A 19612-nucleotide genomic window follows, 5' to 3' on the forward strand; every position below is an offset into this window, starting at 1 on the left:
GGTGGGGGTCACTTCCGGCCATAGTGTCGGAACCGGAGGTTCGGGGCTCAGGCGGTCCGTTTGCGCGGGGTCGCCTTCTTCGCGGGCTCCTTCGCCGCGGCGGCCGAGGAGGACTTGGCGGTCTTCGCGGTCTTCGCGGTCTTCGCGGACTTCGCGGCCCGGGTGGACTTCACGGCCTTCGCGGGCTGCTTCTTCGCCGTCTTCCCCGTGTCCGCGGTCTTCGCCGTGGACTTGCGGGCCGGCGCCGCCGTCTTCTTCGCCGCGGTCTTCGCCGTGGACTTCTTCGCCCCGGTCTCCTTGGGCTCGGCCCGGGACGCCGCCGTCCGGCTCCGCGGCCGCAGCTCGGTGACCTCGGCCGACTCGCCGCGGGCCTCCTTCGCCGCGCGCACGCTGCTCTCCAGGGCCGCCATCAGGTCGATGACCTTGCCGCCGCCCGCCTCCGCGGGCTCCGCGGGCACCAGTCCGGCGCCGCCCTCCGCCTTGGCGGCGATCATCTCCTCGACGGCCTCGCGGTAGTCGTCGTGCAGGCTGGTGATGTCGACCTCGCCGAGCGTGGCCATCAGGGCGTCAGCCAGGTCGAGTTCGGCCTCGCGCACGGTCACCGGGGTCTCCGGCGCGACGCCCTCCGGGGCGCGGATCTCGTCCGGCCAGAGCAGCCCGTGCATGGCGATCACGTCGTCGACCACCCGCAGCATGCCGAGCCGCTCGCGCCCGCGCAGCGCGTACTTCGCCACCGCCACCCGGTCGCTGCGCTTCAGCGCCTCGCGCAGCAGGGTGTACGGCTTGGCGGCGGGCACGCCGTTGGCGGAGAGGTAGTAGGCGGCGTCCATCTGGAGCGGGTCGATCTCACCGGCCGGCACGAAGGCCACGATCTCGATCGTCTTCGCCGTCGGCAGCGGCAGCGCGGCCAGGTCCTCGTCGGTGATCGGGATCATGGTCCCGTCGGCGTCCTCGTACGCCTTGCCGATCTCGGCCTGCGCGACCTCCTCGCCGTCCAGCTCGCACACCTTCTTGTAGCGGATCCGTCCGCCGTCCTCGGTGTGGATCTGGCGGAAGGAGACCGAGCGGCTCTCGGTGGCGTTGACCAGCTTGATCGGGATGCTGACCAGCCCGAAGGATATGGCCCCGTTCCAGATGGATCGCACGCTTCAACCCCTTCGTACCGGTAACCGTGGGATTCTCATCGTATGACGCCCATCACAGAGGTGGCGGGACGGCGGATCGCCCTCAGCAACCTGGACAAGGTCCTCCACCCGGCCACCGGCACCACCAAGGGCGAGCTGCTGCACTACTACGCCACCGTCGGGGCCGTGATCCTGCCGCATCTGCGGGACCGGCCGGTGTCCTTCCTGCGCTATCCGGACGGCCCGGACGGCCAGCTGTTCTTCACCAAGAACCCGCCGCCCGGCACGCCCGCCTGGGTGAAGACCGCCCCGGTGCCGCGCTCCGACGCCCCGCGCGCCCGGCAGGTGCTCGTCCAGGACCTGCCGTCGCTGATGTGGGCGGCGAACCTGGTGGTGGAGTTCCACACCCCGCAGTGGCGGGAGGGCTCCCCGGGCGTCGCCGACCGGCTGGTCCTGGACCTCGACCCGGGCCCGCCCGCGACCGTCGTCGAGTGCTGCCGGGTCGCCCTCCACCTGCGGGAACGGCTCGCGGCCGACGGCCTCACGGCGTACCCGAAGACCTCCGGCGCCAAGGGCCTGCACCTCCTCGCGCCCCTGGAGCCGGCCCCGTCGCCGGAGGTCTCGGCCTACGCGCGGCGGCTCGCCGTCGAGGCGGAGGCCGAGCTCGCCGGGCTCGTGGTGCACAAGATGGCCAAGGTGCTGCGGCCGGGCAAGGTCTTCGTCGACCACAGCCAGAACGCCGCCGCGAAGACCACCGCGACCCCCTACACCCTGCGGGCCCGCCGGCTCCCGGCCGTCTCCGCGCCCGTGACCTGGGAGGAGGTCGAGGAGACCGCCGCGGCCGGGGACCCGGACCGGCTCCTCCTGCTGATGGCCGACATCCCGCCCCGCCTGGACGCGTACGGCGGCGACCTGCTCGCCCCGCTCTTCGACCCGGCGGTGGCGGGAGCGCTGCCATGAGCGCGAAGAACAGAGGGAACACCGGGAACCCCGGAAACGCCGGCAACACCGGAGGCACAGGGCACGACGGCGGCACAGGGCACGACGGCGAGGTGGTCCTGCGGCCGCCCGTCGAGGTCATGCGGCCGAGGGCCGCCGACGCGATCCCCCCGCAGGGCTCGACGCCCGGCGGCCTGCAGTACTCCCTGAAGCTCGACGGCTTCCGCGCGCTCGCCTTCGTGCTCGCCGGCGGCCAGGTCTTCCTGCAGTCCCGCAACCGCCGCGACCTCTCCCCCGAGTTCCCCGCCGTCGCCGCGTACCTGGGCGAGCGGCTGCCGCCCGGCATCGTCCTGGACGGCGAGCTCTGCGCCTACCGCGAGGGCCGGCTCAGCTTCACCGACCTGCTGCGCTCGCACCGGGACCGCGAGCGGGCCGGCGTCCCCGTCTCGTACATCGCCTTCGACCTGCTCGCCCTGCCCGGCCACGACCTGCGCGGCCGGCCGCTGCGCGAGCGCTGGGAGCTGCTCGGCGCGGCCCTCGCCGGCACCGGCCCGCCGCTCCAGCGGGTGCTCGCCACCGACGACGAGGCGACGGCGCGCGAGTGGTTCGGCGCGCTGCGCGAGGCGGGCGTGGAGGGGATCGTGGCGAAGGCGTGGAACTCGGCGTACCGGCCGGGCCACACCTGGTCGTGGCGGAAGGTCCGGCACGCGGACACCCAGGACGCCCTGCTCGTCGGGGTGTTCGGCCCGCCGGACCGCCCGCACGCCGTCCTCGCCCGTCTCCCCGACGGCCGCGCGCTGCGCACCACGCCGCGGCTGACCGGCCCGCAGGCCCGCGAGGTCGCCGAGTGGACGGCCGGGCGGCTCGCCGCGCCGGTGACGGACCCGGAGCACGGGCCGGTCCGGCCGCTCGCCGACCCGCTGCCGGTGGAGCTGCTGCTGATCCGCACCCGGCAGGACATCGCGCGCTACGTACGGGTGCGGGACGAGCCGGCGGACGGTGACGACGGCGGCGGACGGTGACGACGGCGGCGGACGGGGGGCCCGGCACGCCGCCCGACGCGCCGCCCGACACGCCGACGACGCCGCCCCAGGCCGACAAGCGTCCACACGGCTGAATCCCGACTCCCCCTCCGCTCCGCTCCGTTCAGGACAAACTCCCTGTGAGCCCGGCGCGCGCGCCCCGTGACGCGCCCCGGCACACAAGTGCGCCGGTAGGCCGGGCGCGGAGCGTGGTCCGGACGGGCCGGAGGGGGTGTAAGGGGTGCGGTGGAACGCCGGGCCGGGGGCCGGCCGGGGTCCCGCGCCCGCCCGGACGTGGCGCAAAGCGAACGCCCGGGCGGGGCTTACCGGGCAGGCTCCGACAGGCAGGGCCTTGTTGTCGGTGCGTTGGTGCACACTTGCGTCCTGGTACAGCGCTCACGGGGAAGGCGGCCTTGGCATGCTGACGGGGATCGAGGAGGTCGACTGGGCCTCGCTGGGTCATGCGTACGGCCCCGCGGACGACGTGCCGGAGCTGCTGCGCGGCCTCGCCTCCGACGACCCCGCCGAGCGCGAGCAGGCCCTCGACGGCATGTACGGCGCGGTGCACCACCAGGGCGACGTGTACGACTCGACGCTCGCCTGCATCCCCTTCCTCCTCGAACTCGTCGCCGACCCCGCGGTGCAGGACCGGGGCGGCATCGTGGAGTTGCTGACCAGCATCGGCGGCATCGACCTGTGCGGTGACGAGGAGCTCGACGAACTCGACCCGGACGACGAGGAGTTCATCCCGGCGGGAAACTACGCGATGGCCGCGGCGGCGATCGCGGCCGGCGCCGACGTGTTCCTCTGTCTCGTCGACGACCCCGACCCCGAGGTGCGGCTCGCGGCGCCGTGCGCACTGGCCTCCCTGCACCCCGACCCGGGCCATGTGCTCAACCTGCTGCGCGAGCGGCTGACGATCGAGCGGGACACCGAGGTGCGCCTGGCGCTGGTGGAGGCCGTGGGGCGGATCGCGCTGCGGCACGAGTCGCTGCGCGCCGAGACCGTCGACTGGCTGAGCTGGCTGTCGTACGTGGCGCAGGCGCCCGGCCTGCGGCTCGCCGCGCTCGCCCAGCTCGCCCGCTGCGCGCCCGCCGAGATCCCCGCGGACGTGGTGGAGCGGGTCACGGGCCTGCTCGACGAGGTCCGCGCCTGCCCGCCGGACCGCCCCGCCGAGACTCCCCGGGCCGCCGCCCCGACGCTGATCGGCCAGGTCCGCGAGCTGCTGGAGGAGCACTCCGCGGGCCGCCCCACGCCCTGGACGGAGGAGCTGCTGCGCACCCTGCACACCGCGCTCGACGACCGCGTCGACGACCGCATCGCGCTGATCCTGGCGCAGCTGCGCAGCCCCGACTGGGGGCAGCGGTCGGATGCCATCTGGCTGTGCGGTGGTCTGATACGGGCCTGGCGCGGGCGGTACGAGGAGGTCGTACGGCTCGTCGGCGAGCAGCTCGGCGACCCGGAGCCGCGGCTGCGCGAGGCCGCGACCTCGTTCCTGGAGCGGCTCTTCGAGCTCGCCGCGCCGGCGGCCGACGCGCTCGCGGCCCGGCTCGCCGCGTGGCCGGCGGGCCCGCTCGGTCTGCCCGGTCCCGGTGCCCGGGCGGGGCGCGGCGGCGCGCTGCTAGCCCTCGCCCGTTCGGGTGATGCCCGGGCGATCCCGCTGCTCGCGCGCGCCCTGGAGGAGCGCGAGGTGCGGCGCGAGCTGCTGTACGCGGTGGACGCGCTCGGTCCGGCCGCGCTGCCGCTCGCGCCGGTGCTCCGGCGCCGGCTCGCCGAGGTGGAGCTCGACGAGCTGGTGTACGACCGGGCGGCGCCGCTGCTCTTCGCGCTCGGGGCGGTGCGGGGCGCGCAGGCGCTGCCGGAGGTGCTGCGGCTGCTGCGCGAGGCGCCGCCGAACCGGCGGGACTGGGTGCGCGAGGCGTGTCTGCGGACGCTCGCCGCGTTCGGGCCGGTGGCCCGGGAGGCGCTGCCGGACGTGCGGGCGCTGCTCGGCGACGGGTCGGCGGCGGTGTCGGCGGTGGCCGCGCAGGCCGTGTGGTCCCTGGACGGCTCGCTCGGCGAGGCGCTCGCCGCCCTGGAGCGCTGGCTGCGCCCGGGCACGACCGGTGCCGAGTGGTGCGCGGCCGCCCAGGCGCTCGGCGCCATCGGCCCGGCGGCGGCGGAGGCGGCTCCGGCGCTCCGGGCCGGTCTGGGCGCGCGCGACCTGTGGGTCCGGGTGCGCTCGGCGGCCGCGCTGTGGCGGGTGTCCGGCGAGGCGGCGGCCGTCCTGCCGGTGCTGCTCGCCGCCTGGGAGGAGAACCGGCACGCGCGCGTGGCCGTGGCCGAGTGTCTGGCCGAGATGGGGCCGCTGGCCGCGGACGCCGAGCCGGCGATCCGCGCGGAGCTGTCCCGAAGACGCCGGCACAACGCCCGGGACGACGGCTCGGGCTCCCATGACGTCCACGAGGACGAGAAGCTGATCACCTTGTGCCGGGCGGCCCTCGCCCACATGGAGCGCCCGCTCTTCTGAAAGGCAAAAAGGACTTCCCTACGAATAAGGTCTAGGGGAAGACCGATGCCGGGCCGGAAGGAGCGGGGAGTGAGACACCACCGTTCCCCGCTCCTGCCCGCCGCCCTCGTCGGCCTGCTCGCCCTCGGCTCCGCCGTGCTCACCGGCTGCGGCGGCCAGGGCGGCCTGCGGAGCGCCGGGCCCTCCCCCGCAGCCATCGGGCCGGTGCGGCTGTGGCCCGATCTGCCGCCGGCGACGAACCCGCCGATCGACTACGGCGAGACCGACACCCAGCGCGTGCCCGGCATCCCGGTCCCCGACAACGACATCCGCCGGGTCGATCCCCTCGCGGTCGTGCAGGCCGAGGTGCGCGCGCACCGAAACGACCGCTCGGGCCAGGACGGGCTGTACGCGGAGACCGTCCGGGCGGTGCTGGCCTGCACCAAGGACCGGGCGCACTGCCCGGTGCTCGCGCCGTACTACCGCGACCTCACCGGCAACGGCCGCGACGAGCTGATCGTCGGCATCCGGATGCCGGACCAGCAGCTCGGCGTCCGCGTCTACCTCGCCGAGAACGACGGTCTGACGCGGATCATGTCCACGGTGGACCAGGTGGTCAGCGTCGACGTGGCGGGCCGGGACCTGATCGTGCGGGCGAGTTCGGCCGGGATCCCGGGCTACGAGTACCGCACGGCCTGGTCCTGGGACGAGCAGCAGCGGGCGATGCTGCCGGCCCGCGACGAGATCGTCCGGACCAAGCCGCCGGGCCGGGGCGCCTCGCTGGTGCCGGCGCCGGAGTTCGTCAGCCCGAGCCCGTCCCTCACGCCCGCGGCGCCGGCCGTGCCGGCCTCGCCCGAGGTGGGCCAGTGAGCCCGCTCCGGGCGCCCCGGCTGCCGGCCTGGACGGCCACGCTCACCTGGAAGGCCGCGGTCTTCATCACCGTGATGTGCTGCGCGCTCGCCGCGCTGCTCGGCATCCTGGTGCACGTGTCGGTGGCCGGCCAGACGGTGCGGGACTCCCGGGACAAGGCGCTGGCCCGGCTCGCCGAGGTGAGCCTGCTGTACGAGGCGGGCGAGCCGCTGCCGCGGTTCGCCGGGGTGAACCCGGCGGGGCTGCCGGACGGGCTGCGGGACCTGGCGGTGCGCGGCGACCGGGGCACGATGGTGGCCGACTTCGACGGCCGGCCGACGATGTGGGCGGCGGGCCCGGCGGACGGACGCGCGCTGGCCGTCCGCATCGACTACACGCAGTCCGCCGCCACCATCGACGGCCTCGACCGCTCGATCCTCTGGTCCTCGGCGCTCGCCATCGGTGCGACGTTGCTGGTCGGCGCGTTCGCGGTCACCCGGGTCACCCGGCGGCTGCACACGACGGCGCAGGTGGCCAGCCGGATCAGCGCGGGCGATCTGGACGCGCGCGTCGACGATCCCCGTACGAAGGATCCTTCGCGGCCGTTCGACGAGGTGGCCACGGTGGCGGCGGCGCTCGACACCATGGCGTCCTCGCTCCAGCGCAGGCTGCAGACCGAGCAGCGGTTCACCGCCGACGTGGCGCACGAGCTGCGCACGCCGCTGACCGGCCTGTCCGCGGCGGCCGAGCTGCTGCCCGATGGCCGGCCGTCGGAGCTGGTGCGGGACCGGGTGCGGGCGATGCGCTCGCTCACCGAGGACCTCCTGGAGATCTCGCGGCTCGACGCCGGCACCGAGCGGGTGGACCTTGCGGTGCACGACCTCGGGCCGCTCGCGGAGCGGGTCGTGCGCGGTTCGGGCACGGACACCGAGGTGCGGGTCGTCAGGGACGCCCGGGTGGAGACGGACCGGCGGCGGCTGGAGCGGGTGCTGGGCAATCTGGTGGCGAACGCGCACCGGCACGGGGCGCCGCCGGTGGTGCTGACCGTGGACGGGCCGGTGGTGACGGTCCGGGACCACGGCGCCGGCTATCCGGCGTATCTCCTGGAGTCGGGCCCGCAGCGCTTCCGTACGGAGAGCGGCGGCAAGGGCCACGGTCTCGGGCTGACGATCGCGGTGGGCCAGGCGGAGGCGATCGGCGCCGTGCTGGTCTTCGGCAACGCGCGCGGGACGGCGGGCGGCGGGGCGGTGGCCCGGCTGACGCTCCCGCTCGCCGAGCCCGACGGGCCCGGCGAGCGTGGCGAGTGACGGCTCACCGTCACACAAAAGGGACATAGGGCTTACTGCTTGCTACGTTGCGGACCATGACCGCACCGCCGCCGACCGACACCGTGCCCAAACGGCGCGGCGTGGAGCTCTCCCTCCTGGTCGGCGCGGTGCTGATCTCCGTGCTCGGCTACGCCGAGGTCGGTCTCGCCAAGAACGGCGCCGTGCCGCCGGACGCCGCGCGCTACGGCGCCGGGCTCGGCGCGCTCGCGCTCGTCACGCATCTCGCGGTGCGCTGGCGCGCCCCGTACGCCGATCCGCTGCTGCTGCCGATCGCCGTGCTGCTCAACGGGCTCGGCCTGGCGCTGATCTACCGGCTCGACCTGGAGACGCCCGGCGACGTCGCCGCACCGACCCAGCTGGTCTGGTCGACGCTCGGCGTGGGCCTGTTCATCGCGGTGATCGTGCTGATCCGGGACCACCGGCTGCTCCAGCGGTACGCGTACCTCTCCGTCGCCGGCGCGCTCGCCCTGATGATCCTGCCGATCTTCTTCCCGGCCGTGAACGGGGCCAAGATCTGGATCCGGATCGGCGGACTCTCCTTCCAGCCCGGCGAGTTCGCCAAGATCCTGCTCGCCGTCTTCTTCGCCGCCTACCTGGCCGCCAACCGCAACGCGCTCGCGTTCACCGGCCGCACGGTGTGGCGCGTCCAGTTCCCCACCGGCCGGGTGCTCGGCCCGATCGTGGCGATCTGGGGCCTGAGCGTCTGCGTGCTGGTCCTGGAGCGGGACCTCGGCACCTCGCTGCTGTTCTTCGGCATCTTCGTGATCATGCTGTACGTGGCGACCGGGCGCACCGGCTGGATCGCGGTCGGGCTGCTGCTCGCGGCGGCCGGCGCGTTCCTGGTGGGCTCGCTCGAACCGCATGTGCACAGCCGGGTGCAGGACTGGCTGGACCCCTTCGCCTCGATCCGGGCGGGCGACGGGCCCGGGCAGCTCGCGCAGTCGCTGTTCGCCTTCGCCGCCGGCGGGATGCTCGGCGCCGGCCTGGGCCTCGGCCACTCGGTGCTCATCGGTTTCGCCACCAAGTCCGACTTCATCCTCGCCACCGTCGGCGAGGAACTGGGCCTGGTGGGCCTGACCGCCGTGTTCCTGCTGTACGCGCTGCTCGTGGCCCGCGGCTACCGCGCCGGACTCGCGCTGCGCGACCCCTTCGGCCGGCTGCTGGCGATCGGCCTCGCCTCGATCCTCGCGCTCCAGGTCTTCGTCATCGCCGGCGGCGTGATGGGCCTGATCCCGCTCACCGGCATGGCGATGCCGTTCCTCGCCCAGGGCGGCTCCTCGGTCGTCACCAACTGGGTCATCGTCGCCCTGCTCGTACGCGTCTCGGACTCGGCGCGCGCCCCGCGCCCCGACATGGCCGACACCGGGGTCATCGCCCCGATCACGGAGGACGCGCAGTGAAGGAGACCAGGTGATCCGGTACATCCGGCGGGCCGCCGCGCTCTGCCTCGTGCTGCTCGTGGCGCTGCTCGTGAACGCGGCCCGGGTGATGGTCTTCGAGGCCGACTCCTACGACGACAACCCGGCCAACCGGCGGATCGCCATCACCCGCTGGGGCCAGCCGCGCGGCGAGATCGTCGTGGACGGCCGCCCCGTCACCGGCTCCCGGGACAGCGGCGAGCAGCTGCGTTACGAACGCACTTACACCCAGGGCCCGTTGTACGCACCGGTGACCGGCTACGCCTCGCAGACCTACGGCACCACGCTCCTGGAGAGCGCCGAGGACGACCTGCTCTCCGGCACCGACCCGATGCTCGCGCCGTTCCCGCTGTGGAACGACCTGAGCCACGGCCGGCGGCCCGGCGGGGACGTCGTCACCACCATCCGCGCCACGATGCAGCGGGCCGCCTTCCGGGGCCTGGCCGGCAAGCGGGGCGCGGTGGTGGCGGTCGAGCCGTCGACCGGCCGGATCCTGGCGCTCGTCTCCTCGCCGTCGTACGACCCGGGCGTGCTGTCCGGTACGGGCCGCGAGGTCGCCGCCGCGTGGCAGCGGCTCAACGCCTCGCCGAACCAGCCGATGCTGGCCCGCGCGATCCGGCAGACCTATCCGCCCGGCTCCACCTTCAAGATCGTGACCGCCGCGGCGGCCCTCGACGCGGGCGTGGTCACCGACGTCGACGCGCCGACCGTGACACCCGACCCGTTCGTCCTGCCGGGCACCCGCCAGGTGCTGCCCAACGAGGCCACCGGCTGCGAGAACGCGTCCCTCGCGTACGCGATCCAGTGGTCGTGCAACACCGTGATGGCCGGGCTCGGCGTGAAGGTGGGCCTGGACCGGATGGTGGAGGCGGTGCACGGCTTCGGCTTCGACGACACCGGGCTTCGCATCCCGTCATGGGTGGCGAAGTCGAACTTCGACACCGGCATGAGCGACGACCAGCTGGCCCTCTCCTCCATCGGCCAGTTCGACACGGCGGCCACCCCGCTCCAGATGGCCCTGGTCGCCTCGGCCGTCGCCAACAACGGCGAGATCGCCCAGCCCCACCTGATCGAGCGCACCACCACCTCCGGCGGCACGACGGTCGACACCCCGGCCCGCCGCACCTACCGCCAGGCGATGTCCCCCTCCACCGCGACCCGCCTGCGCGAACTGATGGTCCGCGCCGTCGAGGACGGCACCGGCACCAACGCCGCCCTCCCCGACGCCCTCGTCGGCGGCAAGACCGGCACGGCCCAGCACGGCCTCGGCAACGCGGGCACCCCCTACGCCTGGTTCATCGCCTGGGCCCAGGCGACGGACTCGGCGCAGCCGGCGGTGGCGGTCGCGGTGGTGGTGGAGGACGCGGAGGCGAACAGGACGGACATCAGCGGGGGCGGGAGCGCGGCGCCGATCGCGCGGGCGGTGATGGCGGAGGGGTTGAGGTTGGAGGCGGAGGCGCGGTCGAACCGCTGATACGGGAAAGGGCCTCCCCCACCACTGTGGTGGTGGGGGAGGCCCTTGGTGGCATGGTCAGCCGCCGGTGGCGTCGAGCCATCTCCGGGCAGCCGCCTTCTGCTGCCTCGGCGTTCTCGGATAGTCCGCCGTCCATTCCGCCATTTTCCGAAGATCCGCGAGATCCGCGAATTCTGTGGCCAGGACGGTGCCGACCGCGGCCCCGTGCGCATAGCAGAAGGCGACGACGTCTCCGCTCAACGACAGAGTGGTGAACTCGGGTTCACCGAAACCGCTGCCGAGCGCGGCGGCGGAACCGGCCCCCACCAGGTCCCAGGATTCGGCCAGCCTGACGCGCGCCCACCACAGGTCTTTCCCGTCCTCCTGGAGCGGAGCGGTGACCAGGAATTCCCGGTCGTCCCCGAAGAGGCCCCCTTCGCGGCAGAGCTCGAACCAGCCTTCGTTCGCCCTGGTGACGAAATCCGGGGTGTCGCGGCCGACGACCGAACGCGGCCATTCCCCGGACGGCGGCTTGTATCCCGTGGCCATGTTGGCCAGCGGCGGCGGGATGAGCGGGAGCTCCACGTCCATCAGCCCCAGGAAGACCAGTCCGGCGGGGGCGAGTCGCCCTGCGTGGTCCATTGCTTCAACCTTTCTGGACAAAGCAGTGCACGGCACCCCGCAGGGTGCCGTGCACTGGTTTCTTTCTAACCTACTACCAGCGGTAGATGCGTGGCGACCCGTAGTTGTGGACGCCGTTCCTCAGGGGGAAGTAGGCGATCTGGCCGGTCGTCGGATGGACCATGATCCTGGTCTGACTTCCTTCCACGCGGTTCCAGTAGATCAGCGCTCCGTCGGTGTCGTTCCCGTACCAAGAGGCCCACTGGGCCCGCTGCCGGGGATTGAGATCGCCCCCGGTGAAATGGTCGAGCCCGTCGGAAGCGGACCCGTGCCGCGCGGGCATGTTGGGATTCGCCCGGTACGCGGCCACGAGGTCGTGCGTGTCGGAATCGACGGAGAAGAACTCTCCGAGATCGCGCATGTCCTGTGCCCGCGCCGAGATCTCCTCGTCCGCGTAGTGCTCCGGCGCCCAGTTCTCGATCCCGTCGTCACCCGCGTTCGAGCCGCCTCCGCCGCTCGGGCAGGAGTCGTTGTGAACCAGGAGCGAGGTCTTCGCCGCCAGCACGTAGTACGTGTGGATTTCGCTGACGGTGAGGTTGTGAACGGTCGCCGCCGGGGCGGTCCACCGCCGGACGGACGTGATCTGCACGTACGTGCCGGCACTGGTCCGGAGCCACTGGCCCGACTTCAGGTCGGTGGCCTTGATCCAGCGGTGCAGCTCGGCCACCCAGACGTGGTGGCCGTCGGTCGCCGTGAACTGCGCGCTCTTCGCGCCGGCCTTGCCGTCGGTGTCGATGGTGACCGTGACCAGGTGCTTGAGGCCCTGGCCCTTGATCTCGGCGGTGACCGTCTCGCTCCGGGTCTCCCCGGTCTCCGGGTCGGTCGCGAGAACCTTGTCGCCGTTCCTGACCTTCTCGATCGGCTTGGTGGAGCCGTCGGCCATCAGCACCTTCGTGCCGGGCACGAAGCTGTTGCAGCCGGCCTTGCCGGAGCCATGGCCGCCGCTCGAACCGCCGTGGCTGCGGGCGGAGCCGCTGGCCTTGCCGCCGCCACCGCCGCCCTTGCCGCCGCCGCCCTTGCCGCCGCCGCCCGGGTGCGAGGAGACCTTGGGCGCCGCCTTGGACTGGGCCTGCTTGTGGACGGGGTTACCCGTCTTGCGCTTCAGGGCCGCCGCCTCGTCGGCCTTTCTCCTGGCGGCTTCGGCGGCCTTCTTGCGCGCTCTCTGGATGGCCTCCTTCTTGGCCTTCTCGATGGCCAGCTTCTTGGCCCGTAGCGCGGCCGTCTCGGCCGCCTTGGCCGCCTTGAGGACGATTTCCGCGGCCCGCTTGGCGACCTTGAACGCCTTGATGGCCTCGATCGTGCGGTCGACGGCCTTCATGACGGCCGGGATCTTGCCGAGCTTGCCCCACGGAATGGCGTCCATGATGACGCTGGCGCAGGACCACATGTCACCGCCGAAGCAGGCGATGGCGTCGTTGATGCCGATGAAGTCCTTCAGCGTCTCCCAGGCCACGGCGAGGATCACCGAGGTCAGGGACTTGCCCTGCATCGACTGCGCCTGGGCGACCTCGGCCGCCGACAGGCCCGCGCCCGCGAGGGCCGCGGCCCGCTCGGAGGCGGTCAGGGCGATGGACATACCCGACGGGTCGGAGTACGTCACCGGGTTGTTCTGGGCGTACACGTACCCGTTGGCCTGCTGCGGGTCGTTCACGTCGAGCACCGGGTCGGCGGACAGGAAGCGTCCGACCGCCGGGTCGTAGAGCCGGGCGCCCAGCGGCTGGTAGCCGGAGGCGTCGTCCCGGGTCTTGCCCAGGAAGCCCTTGTGGCTCTGCAGGTTGCCCGCGGTGGTGCCGCGCTCGTTGCCGAACGGGTCCTGCTTGCGGATGCGCACCGACATGCCGCCGTAGAGGGCGACCTCCGTGTACGCGCTGCCCTGGTGGTCCGAGGTCTGGGCGACCAGGGTCTCGGAGCCCGTGCCGTAGGCGTAGCGCATGACCGCTCCGCCGGCCGTGGCGTAGGTGCGCTGGGTGTTGACCAGGACGCCGCCCTGCTGGACGGTCACCTCGGCCTCGCCCAGGGACAGGGTGGCCTGCTTGCCCTTGATGGTCAGCAGACGGTTGCCGTCGGGGCCGTAGATGTGACGGGTGTCGTTCTGCGGCTGCCACAGCTGCGCGGCGTCGGCGGAGTTACAGGTCGCGAGCACGATCGCGGTGCCGTTCGCCGTGGCCCCACCCTGCGCCGCGAGGCACAGGTTGGAGTCCCGGTGGGTCAGCTGGCCGGCGGCGTTGCGGAGCAGCTCCTGCTTGGACGTGCCGTCGCACTTCTGGACCTGCACCGCGGATCCGACCGTGTTCGCGGTCGGCTGGAGGCACCAGTCGCCCGAGACGGAGAGGGTGCCCCGGTTGGGGTCGTGGTTCGGGACCGCCGTCGTGTTCGGGGTGGGCGTGAACTTGAAGTTCTGCGGCGCCGAGGCGTTGCAGCCGTACAACTGGATCGGCTGCGCGGCGGCGGCGAGGCCGTTCTTCAGGTCGAGGCACTTCTGCGCCGGACCCACGTACGGGGTCTTGCCGCCGGTGCCCGCACCGGTGATCCGGTCGACCTGGCCGTCGTACGTCCAGGTCAGGTCCTGCTTGTCGCCGTTCTCGGTCGACGTGACCGTCTTGGTCTCGCCGGTGAGCTCGTACAGCCGCGTGGCTTCGGCGGTCACGTCGGCGCCCGCGGGCGTCTTGTACGTCTTGGTGACCTTGGTCAGCGTGTGCGGCTGGTCCTTGGCGGCGTTCTTGCCGTACGCGTACGTGGTGACCGCGTTCCTGGTGGTGTCGCCACTGAGGTTGTTCTCGGTCAGCTTGGTGCGGTTGCCGAGCAGGTCGTACTCGTACTCCTGCCAGTAGCCGGAGTTGTCGGCGCCCGCGGCGACCCGGAGCGAGCCGGTCGCGTCCCTGTTGAACGTGCCGTCCGGGTTCCTCGGGTTGACGCAGGTCGTCTGGTCCTTCGAGGTCCAGGCGGACTTCAGCTGGCCCAGCGGGTCGTAGACGAAGCACTGACGCTCCGCGATCCCGGTGGACTTCTCCTGGATCGAGGTGACGTTGCCGGCCGGGTCGTAGGTGTACGCCCGGTTGGAGACGAGGTTGCCGCCGACGACGGTCCGGTCCACGGTGGTGTCGTTGGGGTCCCCGCCCTTCTCGCGGTAGACCTGCTGGTCCTTCAGCTCACCACTGGACTCGTCGTAGTTGTTCTGCGTCCACACCCGGTAGGGCTGGGCGCCCATGGTGGAGCGCAGGACCTGGCCGAACGGGTCGTAGGTGGTCTCCGAGCCGTACCAGTCCTTGCCGGAGAGGGAGAGCGGCTTGCCGTCCTTGTTGTAGCGGACGACCAGCTTCTCGGCATCGAACTTGCCCACCGCCGGAACGGTGCTCTCGTCCAGCATGCCCTGGTCGTTGTACGTGTAGCTGTACGTGTAGTCCTTGTTCAGGCCCCAGGTGGTGGCGATGGACTGCGGCAGGGACAGCGTGGTCGAGGTCGGCTGGTAGTCCTTCGTGTAGCCGTTGACCGTCTGGGTGTACGCCAGGCCGTCGGTGTAGCGGGTGGCGGTGGCGGGCATGCCCTTGCCGCCCGGGGCGGTGTCGTACGTGAACGACGCGAGCACCTTGCCGGCGGCGTCGTTCTCGTGCTGCTCCTTCGGCCGCGACAGTTCGTCGTAGGTGTTCCAGACCTTGATGCCACGGTCGGTCGTGACCGACTGGAGCCGGCCGAAGGAGTCGTACGTGTTGCGGACCGTGCCCGAGTCGGGGTCGGTCGCCGTCTCCACCTGGCCGGTGTGGTCGTACGTCCACGACCACGGGTGCGTCTGGTCCGCCGACGGGGTCGCCTTGACGACCTGGCCGCGCGCGTCGTACTCGTAACGCGTCGACGTGAATCCGCCGGGGGCCGCCGGGTCGAAGGTGTCCGTGCGGACGGTGCGACCGGTCGCGTCGGTCCAGACGCGATAGGACGAATCGCCCTCCGGCTGGATGACCTTCGACCAGTCCTCGCCGTACTCGTACTTGACGGCCCGGTCCTCGTACGGCTTGGAGTAGTCCTTGCCGTCGGCGGGGTCGACCCACTTCATCCACGGCGTCTCCTGCGTCACACGGCCGAGGCCGTCGTAGGAGTAGCGCGTGATGTTGGGGATCTGGAGGTCGGAGACCGGGGTGAAGAGCAGGCCCGGCGTGGCCTCCTGGGTGAGGTAGGCGTTGTTGGTCTGGTAGACCTCGCCGGTCCCGTCGTAGAGGGTGTCGGTGATCAGCCAGCCGGCGTCGTTGTCCGCCTCCTCCTGCGTCTGCCGCTCACGGCCGAGGCCGTCGTAGAGCGTGACGGACTGCTCGATCCGGTCCTCGTAGCCACGCGAGTAGGTGGTGACGTACGGGGGCTTGCGGATCTTCCTGTTGCTGTTGTCCGGGTCGGTCTCCTCGGCGGGGACCGTGTAGACCGCGCGGAAGTCCGGCACTCCGCTGCCGGGGGTACGGCCCGGGGACCATGCCTCGGCCAGCCGGCCCAGCGGGTCGTACAGGGCCTCGCTGACCTGGTTGTTGGCGTCGGTCGTCTTCAGCGTGACCGAGCGGCCCGGCTCCAGCTCCAGGATCTGGCTGTGCCCGAGCACATTGGTCGTGGTGACCTTGAAGACCTGGCCGGTGGCCGGGCCGATGGGCTCGTAGCTGATCGTGTCGGACTTCGGCGTCTGCTGGCCCAGCTGGTCCGGCGGGGTCTGCTTGACCACGCGGCCGACGGCGTCGAACTCCTTGGTGCCGCCGCTCTGGAAGCCGGTGCCCGTGCCGTTGAGCGTCCACGACTCGCTGGCCAGGCCCCTGGTGCCGGCGCCGAGCGCGGTGCCGTAGGCCGTGCCGTCGTACGCGGTGCGGGTGCCGCCGCTCAGCGAGGCGAGGTTGCCGAAGTTCGCCGCCGCACACGTCGTCGGCGAGATCAGCACCTCCTTGGACAGACCGATGAGGTTCTTGTCGGTCCGGTTCAGGTACGTCGACTGGGTGCAGTACTCGTCACCGGTCTTCCCGGTGTCGCCGAGCGACTCGACCTGGGTCGGGTAACCGTAGGTCGGGTCGTACGTCGTGGTCGTCTTCACCTGGCGCACGGTGCGCGGGTCGTCGGTGTTGGTGCCCGACGCCTTGCTCCACGCGATCTCCGTCGGCTCCGTGACCCGCCAGGAGCGCAGCGGGCTCAGGCCGTCGTCGCGGTTGCGCTTGGCCAGCTCGGTGGCCTCCGGGACGGTGATGGAGCGGGAGAGCCAGTCGGAGTCGGCCTTGGAGGAGTCGGCGTACGTGAGCTCCTCGGCGATCCGGCCGGCGAACGGCTCCTCGTCCTTGGCGATCTCGGCGCCGGTGATGTCCTTGACGGACACGGTGTTGCCGAGGCCGCGGAAGAAGCGGGTGACGGCCTTGGACTGCTTCAGCTCCGGGTGCTCGGTGCTGGGCGCCTGGCCGGTGAGGACCGTGGTCTGCTCGAAGCCCGCGAACTGCGAGTAGGTGCGCGTCGACTTCTTGGTGAACTCGGCCTCGGCCAGCTTCCAGGCCGGGTTGGCGTACACGTACTGCGTCTGCATCGGCATGGCGCCGTCGATGTTCGGCGACTCCTCGATGGAGTCCACGACGTACTTGTGGAACCAGTCGATGTCCTCGACCTCGGGGTCCGGGTTCCAGTACACCGGGTAGCACAGCCGGTTGTTGGCCTTCAGCGCCGCCGTGTCCGTCTTGGCGGGCAGGTTGCCGGAGAGGCAGTCGCCCTCGATGGGCTTGTAGGTGACGAAGGTCTCGCCGCCGTACTCGTTGACGACGTGGCCGATGCGCAGTCGGGAGAAGCCGGGCCGGTTGGGGTGGACCGCCTTGACGCGGTTCGGCATGTCCTCGGCGTTGGGCTCGAACCGGACCGGGTTCATGGTGACGCTGGCGTCGGTGGAGCCGTTGCGGGCGTAGCCGGTGCGCTGGACCGACTCCAGCCAGAGGGCCGTGTTGGGGCCGGTCTTCAGCTGGGCGAAGCTCTGGGTGAGCTGGTAGGTGTCGACGACCTGGCGGGCGGTGGTGTCGGTGCGCCGCTGGGCCGAGGTCGTGATCTTGTCGAGGCGCTTGCGGGTCCAGAAGGACGGGCCCGCGTTCCAGCACTTCTTCTTGGCCTCGCAGCGCAGGTCGGCCGGGGTGTCGAACCAGGGCCGGTACTGGCCGGGGTCCTTCGACGCGAAGTTGGCGTCGGTGCAGGTGACCGAACCGACGGTGTAGCAGCGCTCGGCGACGGTGAAGCCGACCCGGGCGGGGGCGGTCGCCGTGAAGATGTTGTCGTTGCGCTGGCCGTAGTAGATGTGGTCGAGCCAGCCGTCCCGGTCGTAGACGACCGGGTCCTTGAAGTTGAAGTTCGGCGCGTAGTAGTTCTGGTCCTTGTTCCACCACAGCGACATGGCGTTGCCGTGGACGTCCTCGACGTAGTCGAGGCCCCAGCGCCAGCCCTGCGTGCAGTAGGAGTTGGTCCAGTCGGTGGTCGTCGGCCCCTTGTAGCAGTCCTCGCCGCTGTGGTTGCCGTAGACGCGGACGGTGAGCACCGAGTCGGTGGTCGGGTCGTCCGGGTCGGTGCCGTGGTCGGACCAGCCGGGCAGCTTGTTCAGGCCGAAGTAGTACTTCGTGCCGTCCTTGGTGGTGACCCGCCAGTACTCGCCGTCCTTGGCACCGTTGCCGGTGGCCTCGCCCTTGACCTGGTCGACCTTGGAGCCGTCGCCGTTGGCGGTGAACCACTGGCCGACGGGCTTGCCGTCGCTGCCGAGCGGGCCCTTGGTGTCGTCCCAGACCAGCTCGGTGGTCATGCCGCCGAGCGAGAGGGTGGCGTTGTTGGAGCCCCAGCACAGGTCCGCGGTGCGGTGCGTGGAGTTGTTGGAGCCGGCCTTCTTGGAGTCCTGGCGGCAGTTGGCGTACGTACGGGTGATGGAACCCGCGTTGTAGTCCCAGCCGTCACCGATCCAGGAGGCCTGGTTGTTGGACGAGGAGGTGCGGCCGTCCACGGTCTGCGACGAGTAGCCCAGGGACACCTTCGGCATCAGGCCGCCGGCGGTCTCCGGGACCTGGATGTCGTAGTTGTAGGTGAAGGCGCCCGAGGAGGAGCCGGCCGACCAGGAGCCGGAGGACAGCAGCGGCGAGGCCGTGAAGTCGCCGGACGCCGAGGAGCCGGTGTCGAGCATGCCGAGGGCGGCGCCGCCGTTCGCGGCGACCGCGGGCTGCACGCCGTCCCGGTAGGACGCCGTGGTCGCCGTCTTGTCCGCCGTCTGCGAGGCGAAGCCCGCGTCGAGGAGGCTGGAGACCGGGACGGTACCCGTGACGATCTTGTGGACCGTGGCGTTCTTCGGCGCGGGGGCCTTGGTGGGCGCGTCCTTGGCGGCCACCATCTTCACGGTGCTGCGCAGCCGCTGGAAGTGCTGCTTTCCGTTCTTGACGTCCTTGTCGCCGTCGGCGAGGGACATCGGGGCGGTGCCGCCGCCGTCGGCGCAGTCGCCGGTGGTCGGCGAGGAGTAGACGCAGTCGGGCAGCAGCATCAGACCGAAGCGGTCGGCGGCCTGCGGTCCGTAGAGGTCGGCGAAGCTGGTGGTGTCGACACTGATCGCCACCTCGGCGTTCGGGTCGACCGTGGCCGGCGGGGTGACCTTCATGACGACGCCGGCCGCACCCGCGTCGACCGAGGTGGTCTGCGGGGCGACACCGACGGTCCAGTCACCGGCGAGCGCGTTCGCATCGCCGCCCTCGGGCACGCCGATGGCGACCGGCGTGGTGCCGACGGCCTTGGTGGTGCCGGGTGTGTCGGTCGACTGGAGGGTGACCGGGAGTCCCGCCGGCGCGGTGGAGTTCCACGGCGCGACGGCCGTCGGGCCGTACGGGTCGATCGGGGTCTGCGGGGCCAGGTCGAGGGTCGTCGAGGCGCCGGCGTCGCCGTCGGTCTCGCTGCTCGGCGGGATGTCCGGCAGGTCGACCTTCGCCGTGTCTTCCGTGCGGTTCATGCCCGGGCCGGGCGCGGCGAGTGCCTCGCCGCCCAGGCTGGTCACGGTCAGTGTCGAGGACAGCAAGAGCACGATGGCGGTGCGGCTTCGGCGCCGTCGCCTTCGTTGTGACTCTGTCAGGGCTGGGCGTCCTCGCCCCAGCCATGACAGCGGACCTGAAGCACGCATACGCGTCGACTCCCACGCTGGTGGATCTTCAACGGACGAGGTGCGGAAACACCAAAGGGCACACGTCTGGCTCAGGCGCGTGCGTGCGCACTCTCTGTCATGTCCGGCGCAGAATTCAAGATCGCTCGGAAGGGTTGCGCGGGGTCTTGGTGATCTTCGTCACGCGGCGAAACGGATCAGAT

The 19612-nt window shown here is 71.9% G+C and carries 10 protein-coding genes; 7 read left to right on the forward strand and 3 right to left on the reverse strand.

Going from position 1 to position 19612, the window contains the following annotated elements; genetic code table 11:
- Positions 1–47: 47 nt before the first annotated feature.
- A complete protein-coding gene (locus ACFYU9_RS28595) occupies positions 48–1145 on the reverse strand; it encodes a Ku protein (protein WP_389346545.1) in 1098 nt (365 codons plus the stop codon).
- A 42-nt stretch (positions 1146–1187) separates the two neighbouring features.
- Between ACFYU9_RS28595 and ligD the strand changes: the two genes are divergently transcribed.
- The 7 genes from ligD (at position 1188) to ACFYU9_RS28630 (ending at position 10642) form a co-directional block, all read left to right on the forward strand.
- Positions 1188–2084: a non-homologous end-joining DNA ligase gene (ligD, locus tag ACFYU9_RS28600; RefSeq protein ID WP_389208510.1), complete on the forward strand. Its 897-nt coding sequence runs from the start codon at positions 1188–1190 to the stop codon at positions 2082–2084.
- Positions 2081–3085, forward strand: a complete 1005-nt coding sequence (locus ACFYU9_RS28605) for a DNA ligase (RefSeq protein ID WP_389346547.1) — start codon at positions 2081–2083, stop codon at positions 3083–3085. Before ligD ends, ACFYU9_RS28605 begins: the two co-directional genes overlap by 4 nt.
- Before the next feature lie 418 nt (positions 3086–3503).
- Positions 3504–5594 carry a PBS lyase gene (locus tag ACFYU9_RS28610; RefSeq protein ID WP_389208506.1) on the forward strand — a complete coding sequence of 697 codons (2091 nt, stop codon included), beginning with the start codon at positions 3504–3506 and terminating at the stop codon, positions 5592–5594.
- Between the two features lie 69 nt (positions 5595–5663).
- Complete coding sequence (locus ACFYU9_RS28615; protein ID WP_389346549.1) at positions 5664–6443, forward strand: hypothetical protein; 780 nt, start codon at positions 5664–5666, stop codon at positions 6441–6443.
- On the forward strand, positions 6440–7729 hold the full coding sequence (locus ACFYU9_RS28620; RefSeq protein WP_389208502.1) for a histidine kinase dimerization/phospho-acceptor domain-containing protein: 1290 nt from the start codon (positions 6440–6442) through the stop codon (positions 7727–7729). The genes ACFYU9_RS28615 and ACFYU9_RS28620 overlap by 4 nt, the downstream gene beginning before the upstream one ends.
- Before the next feature lie 56 nt (positions 7730–7785).
- Positions 7786–9150, forward strand: coding sequence for an FtsW/RodA/SpoVE family cell cycle protein (locus tag ACFYU9_RS28625; protein WP_389208500.1), 1365 nt, complete (start codon positions 7786–7788; stop codon positions 9148–9150).
- Between the two features lie 10 nt (positions 9151–9160).
- Positions 9161–10642 carry a penicillin-binding transpeptidase domain-containing protein gene (locus ACFYU9_RS28630; RefSeq protein WP_389346552.1) on the forward strand — a complete coding sequence of 494 codons (1482 nt, stop codon included), beginning with the start codon at positions 9161–9163 and terminating at the stop codon, positions 10640–10642.
- A gap of 57 nt (positions 10643–10699) precedes the next feature.
- Here ACFYU9_RS28630 and ACFYU9_RS28635 read toward each other — a convergent pair whose 3' ends face one another.
- Both ACFYU9_RS28635 and ACFYU9_RS28640 read right to left on the reverse strand, forming a co-directional pair.
- Positions 10700–11263 (reverse strand): hypothetical protein, encoded by a 564-nt coding sequence (locus ACFYU9_RS28635; protein WP_389208496.1) that lies wholly within the window; start codon positions 11261–11263, stop codon positions 10700–10702.
- Between the two features lie 73 nt (positions 11264–11336).
- Entirely contained in the window at positions 11337–19307 is a 7971-nt protein-coding gene (locus ACFYU9_RS28640; protein ID WP_389346554.1) for a ricin-type beta-trefoil lectin domain protein, read from the reverse strand.
- Positions 19308–19612: the final 305 nt, after the last annotated feature.

The organism is Streptomyces sp. NPDC004327, assembly GCF_042873935.1.
GTDB lineage: Bacteria > Actinomycetota > Actinomycetes > Streptomycetales > Streptomycetaceae > Streptomyces.

Bases quoted from the DNA above. Each gene is read 5' to 3' on its own strand.
- ACFYU9_RS28605 (WP_389346547.1), top strand. From the start codon at position 2,081: ATGAGCGCGAAGAACAGAGGGAACACCGGGAACCCCGGAAACGCCGGC.
- ACFYU9_RS28635 (WP_389208496.1), bottom strand. From the start codon at position 11,263: ATGGACCACGCAGGGCGACTCGCCCCCGCCGGACTGGTCTTCCTGGGG.
- ligD (WP_389208510.1), top strand. From the start codon at position 1,188: ATGACGCCCATCACAGAGGTGGCGGGACGGCGGATCGCCCTCAGCAAC.
- ACFYU9_RS28625 (WP_389208500.1), top strand. From the start codon at position 7,786: ATGACCGCACCGCCGCCGACCGACACCGTGCCCAAACGGCGCGGCGTG.
- ACFYU9_RS28610 (WP_389208506.1), top strand. From the start codon at position 3,504: ATGCTGACGGGGATCGAGGAGGTCGACTGGGCCTCGCTGGGTCATGCG.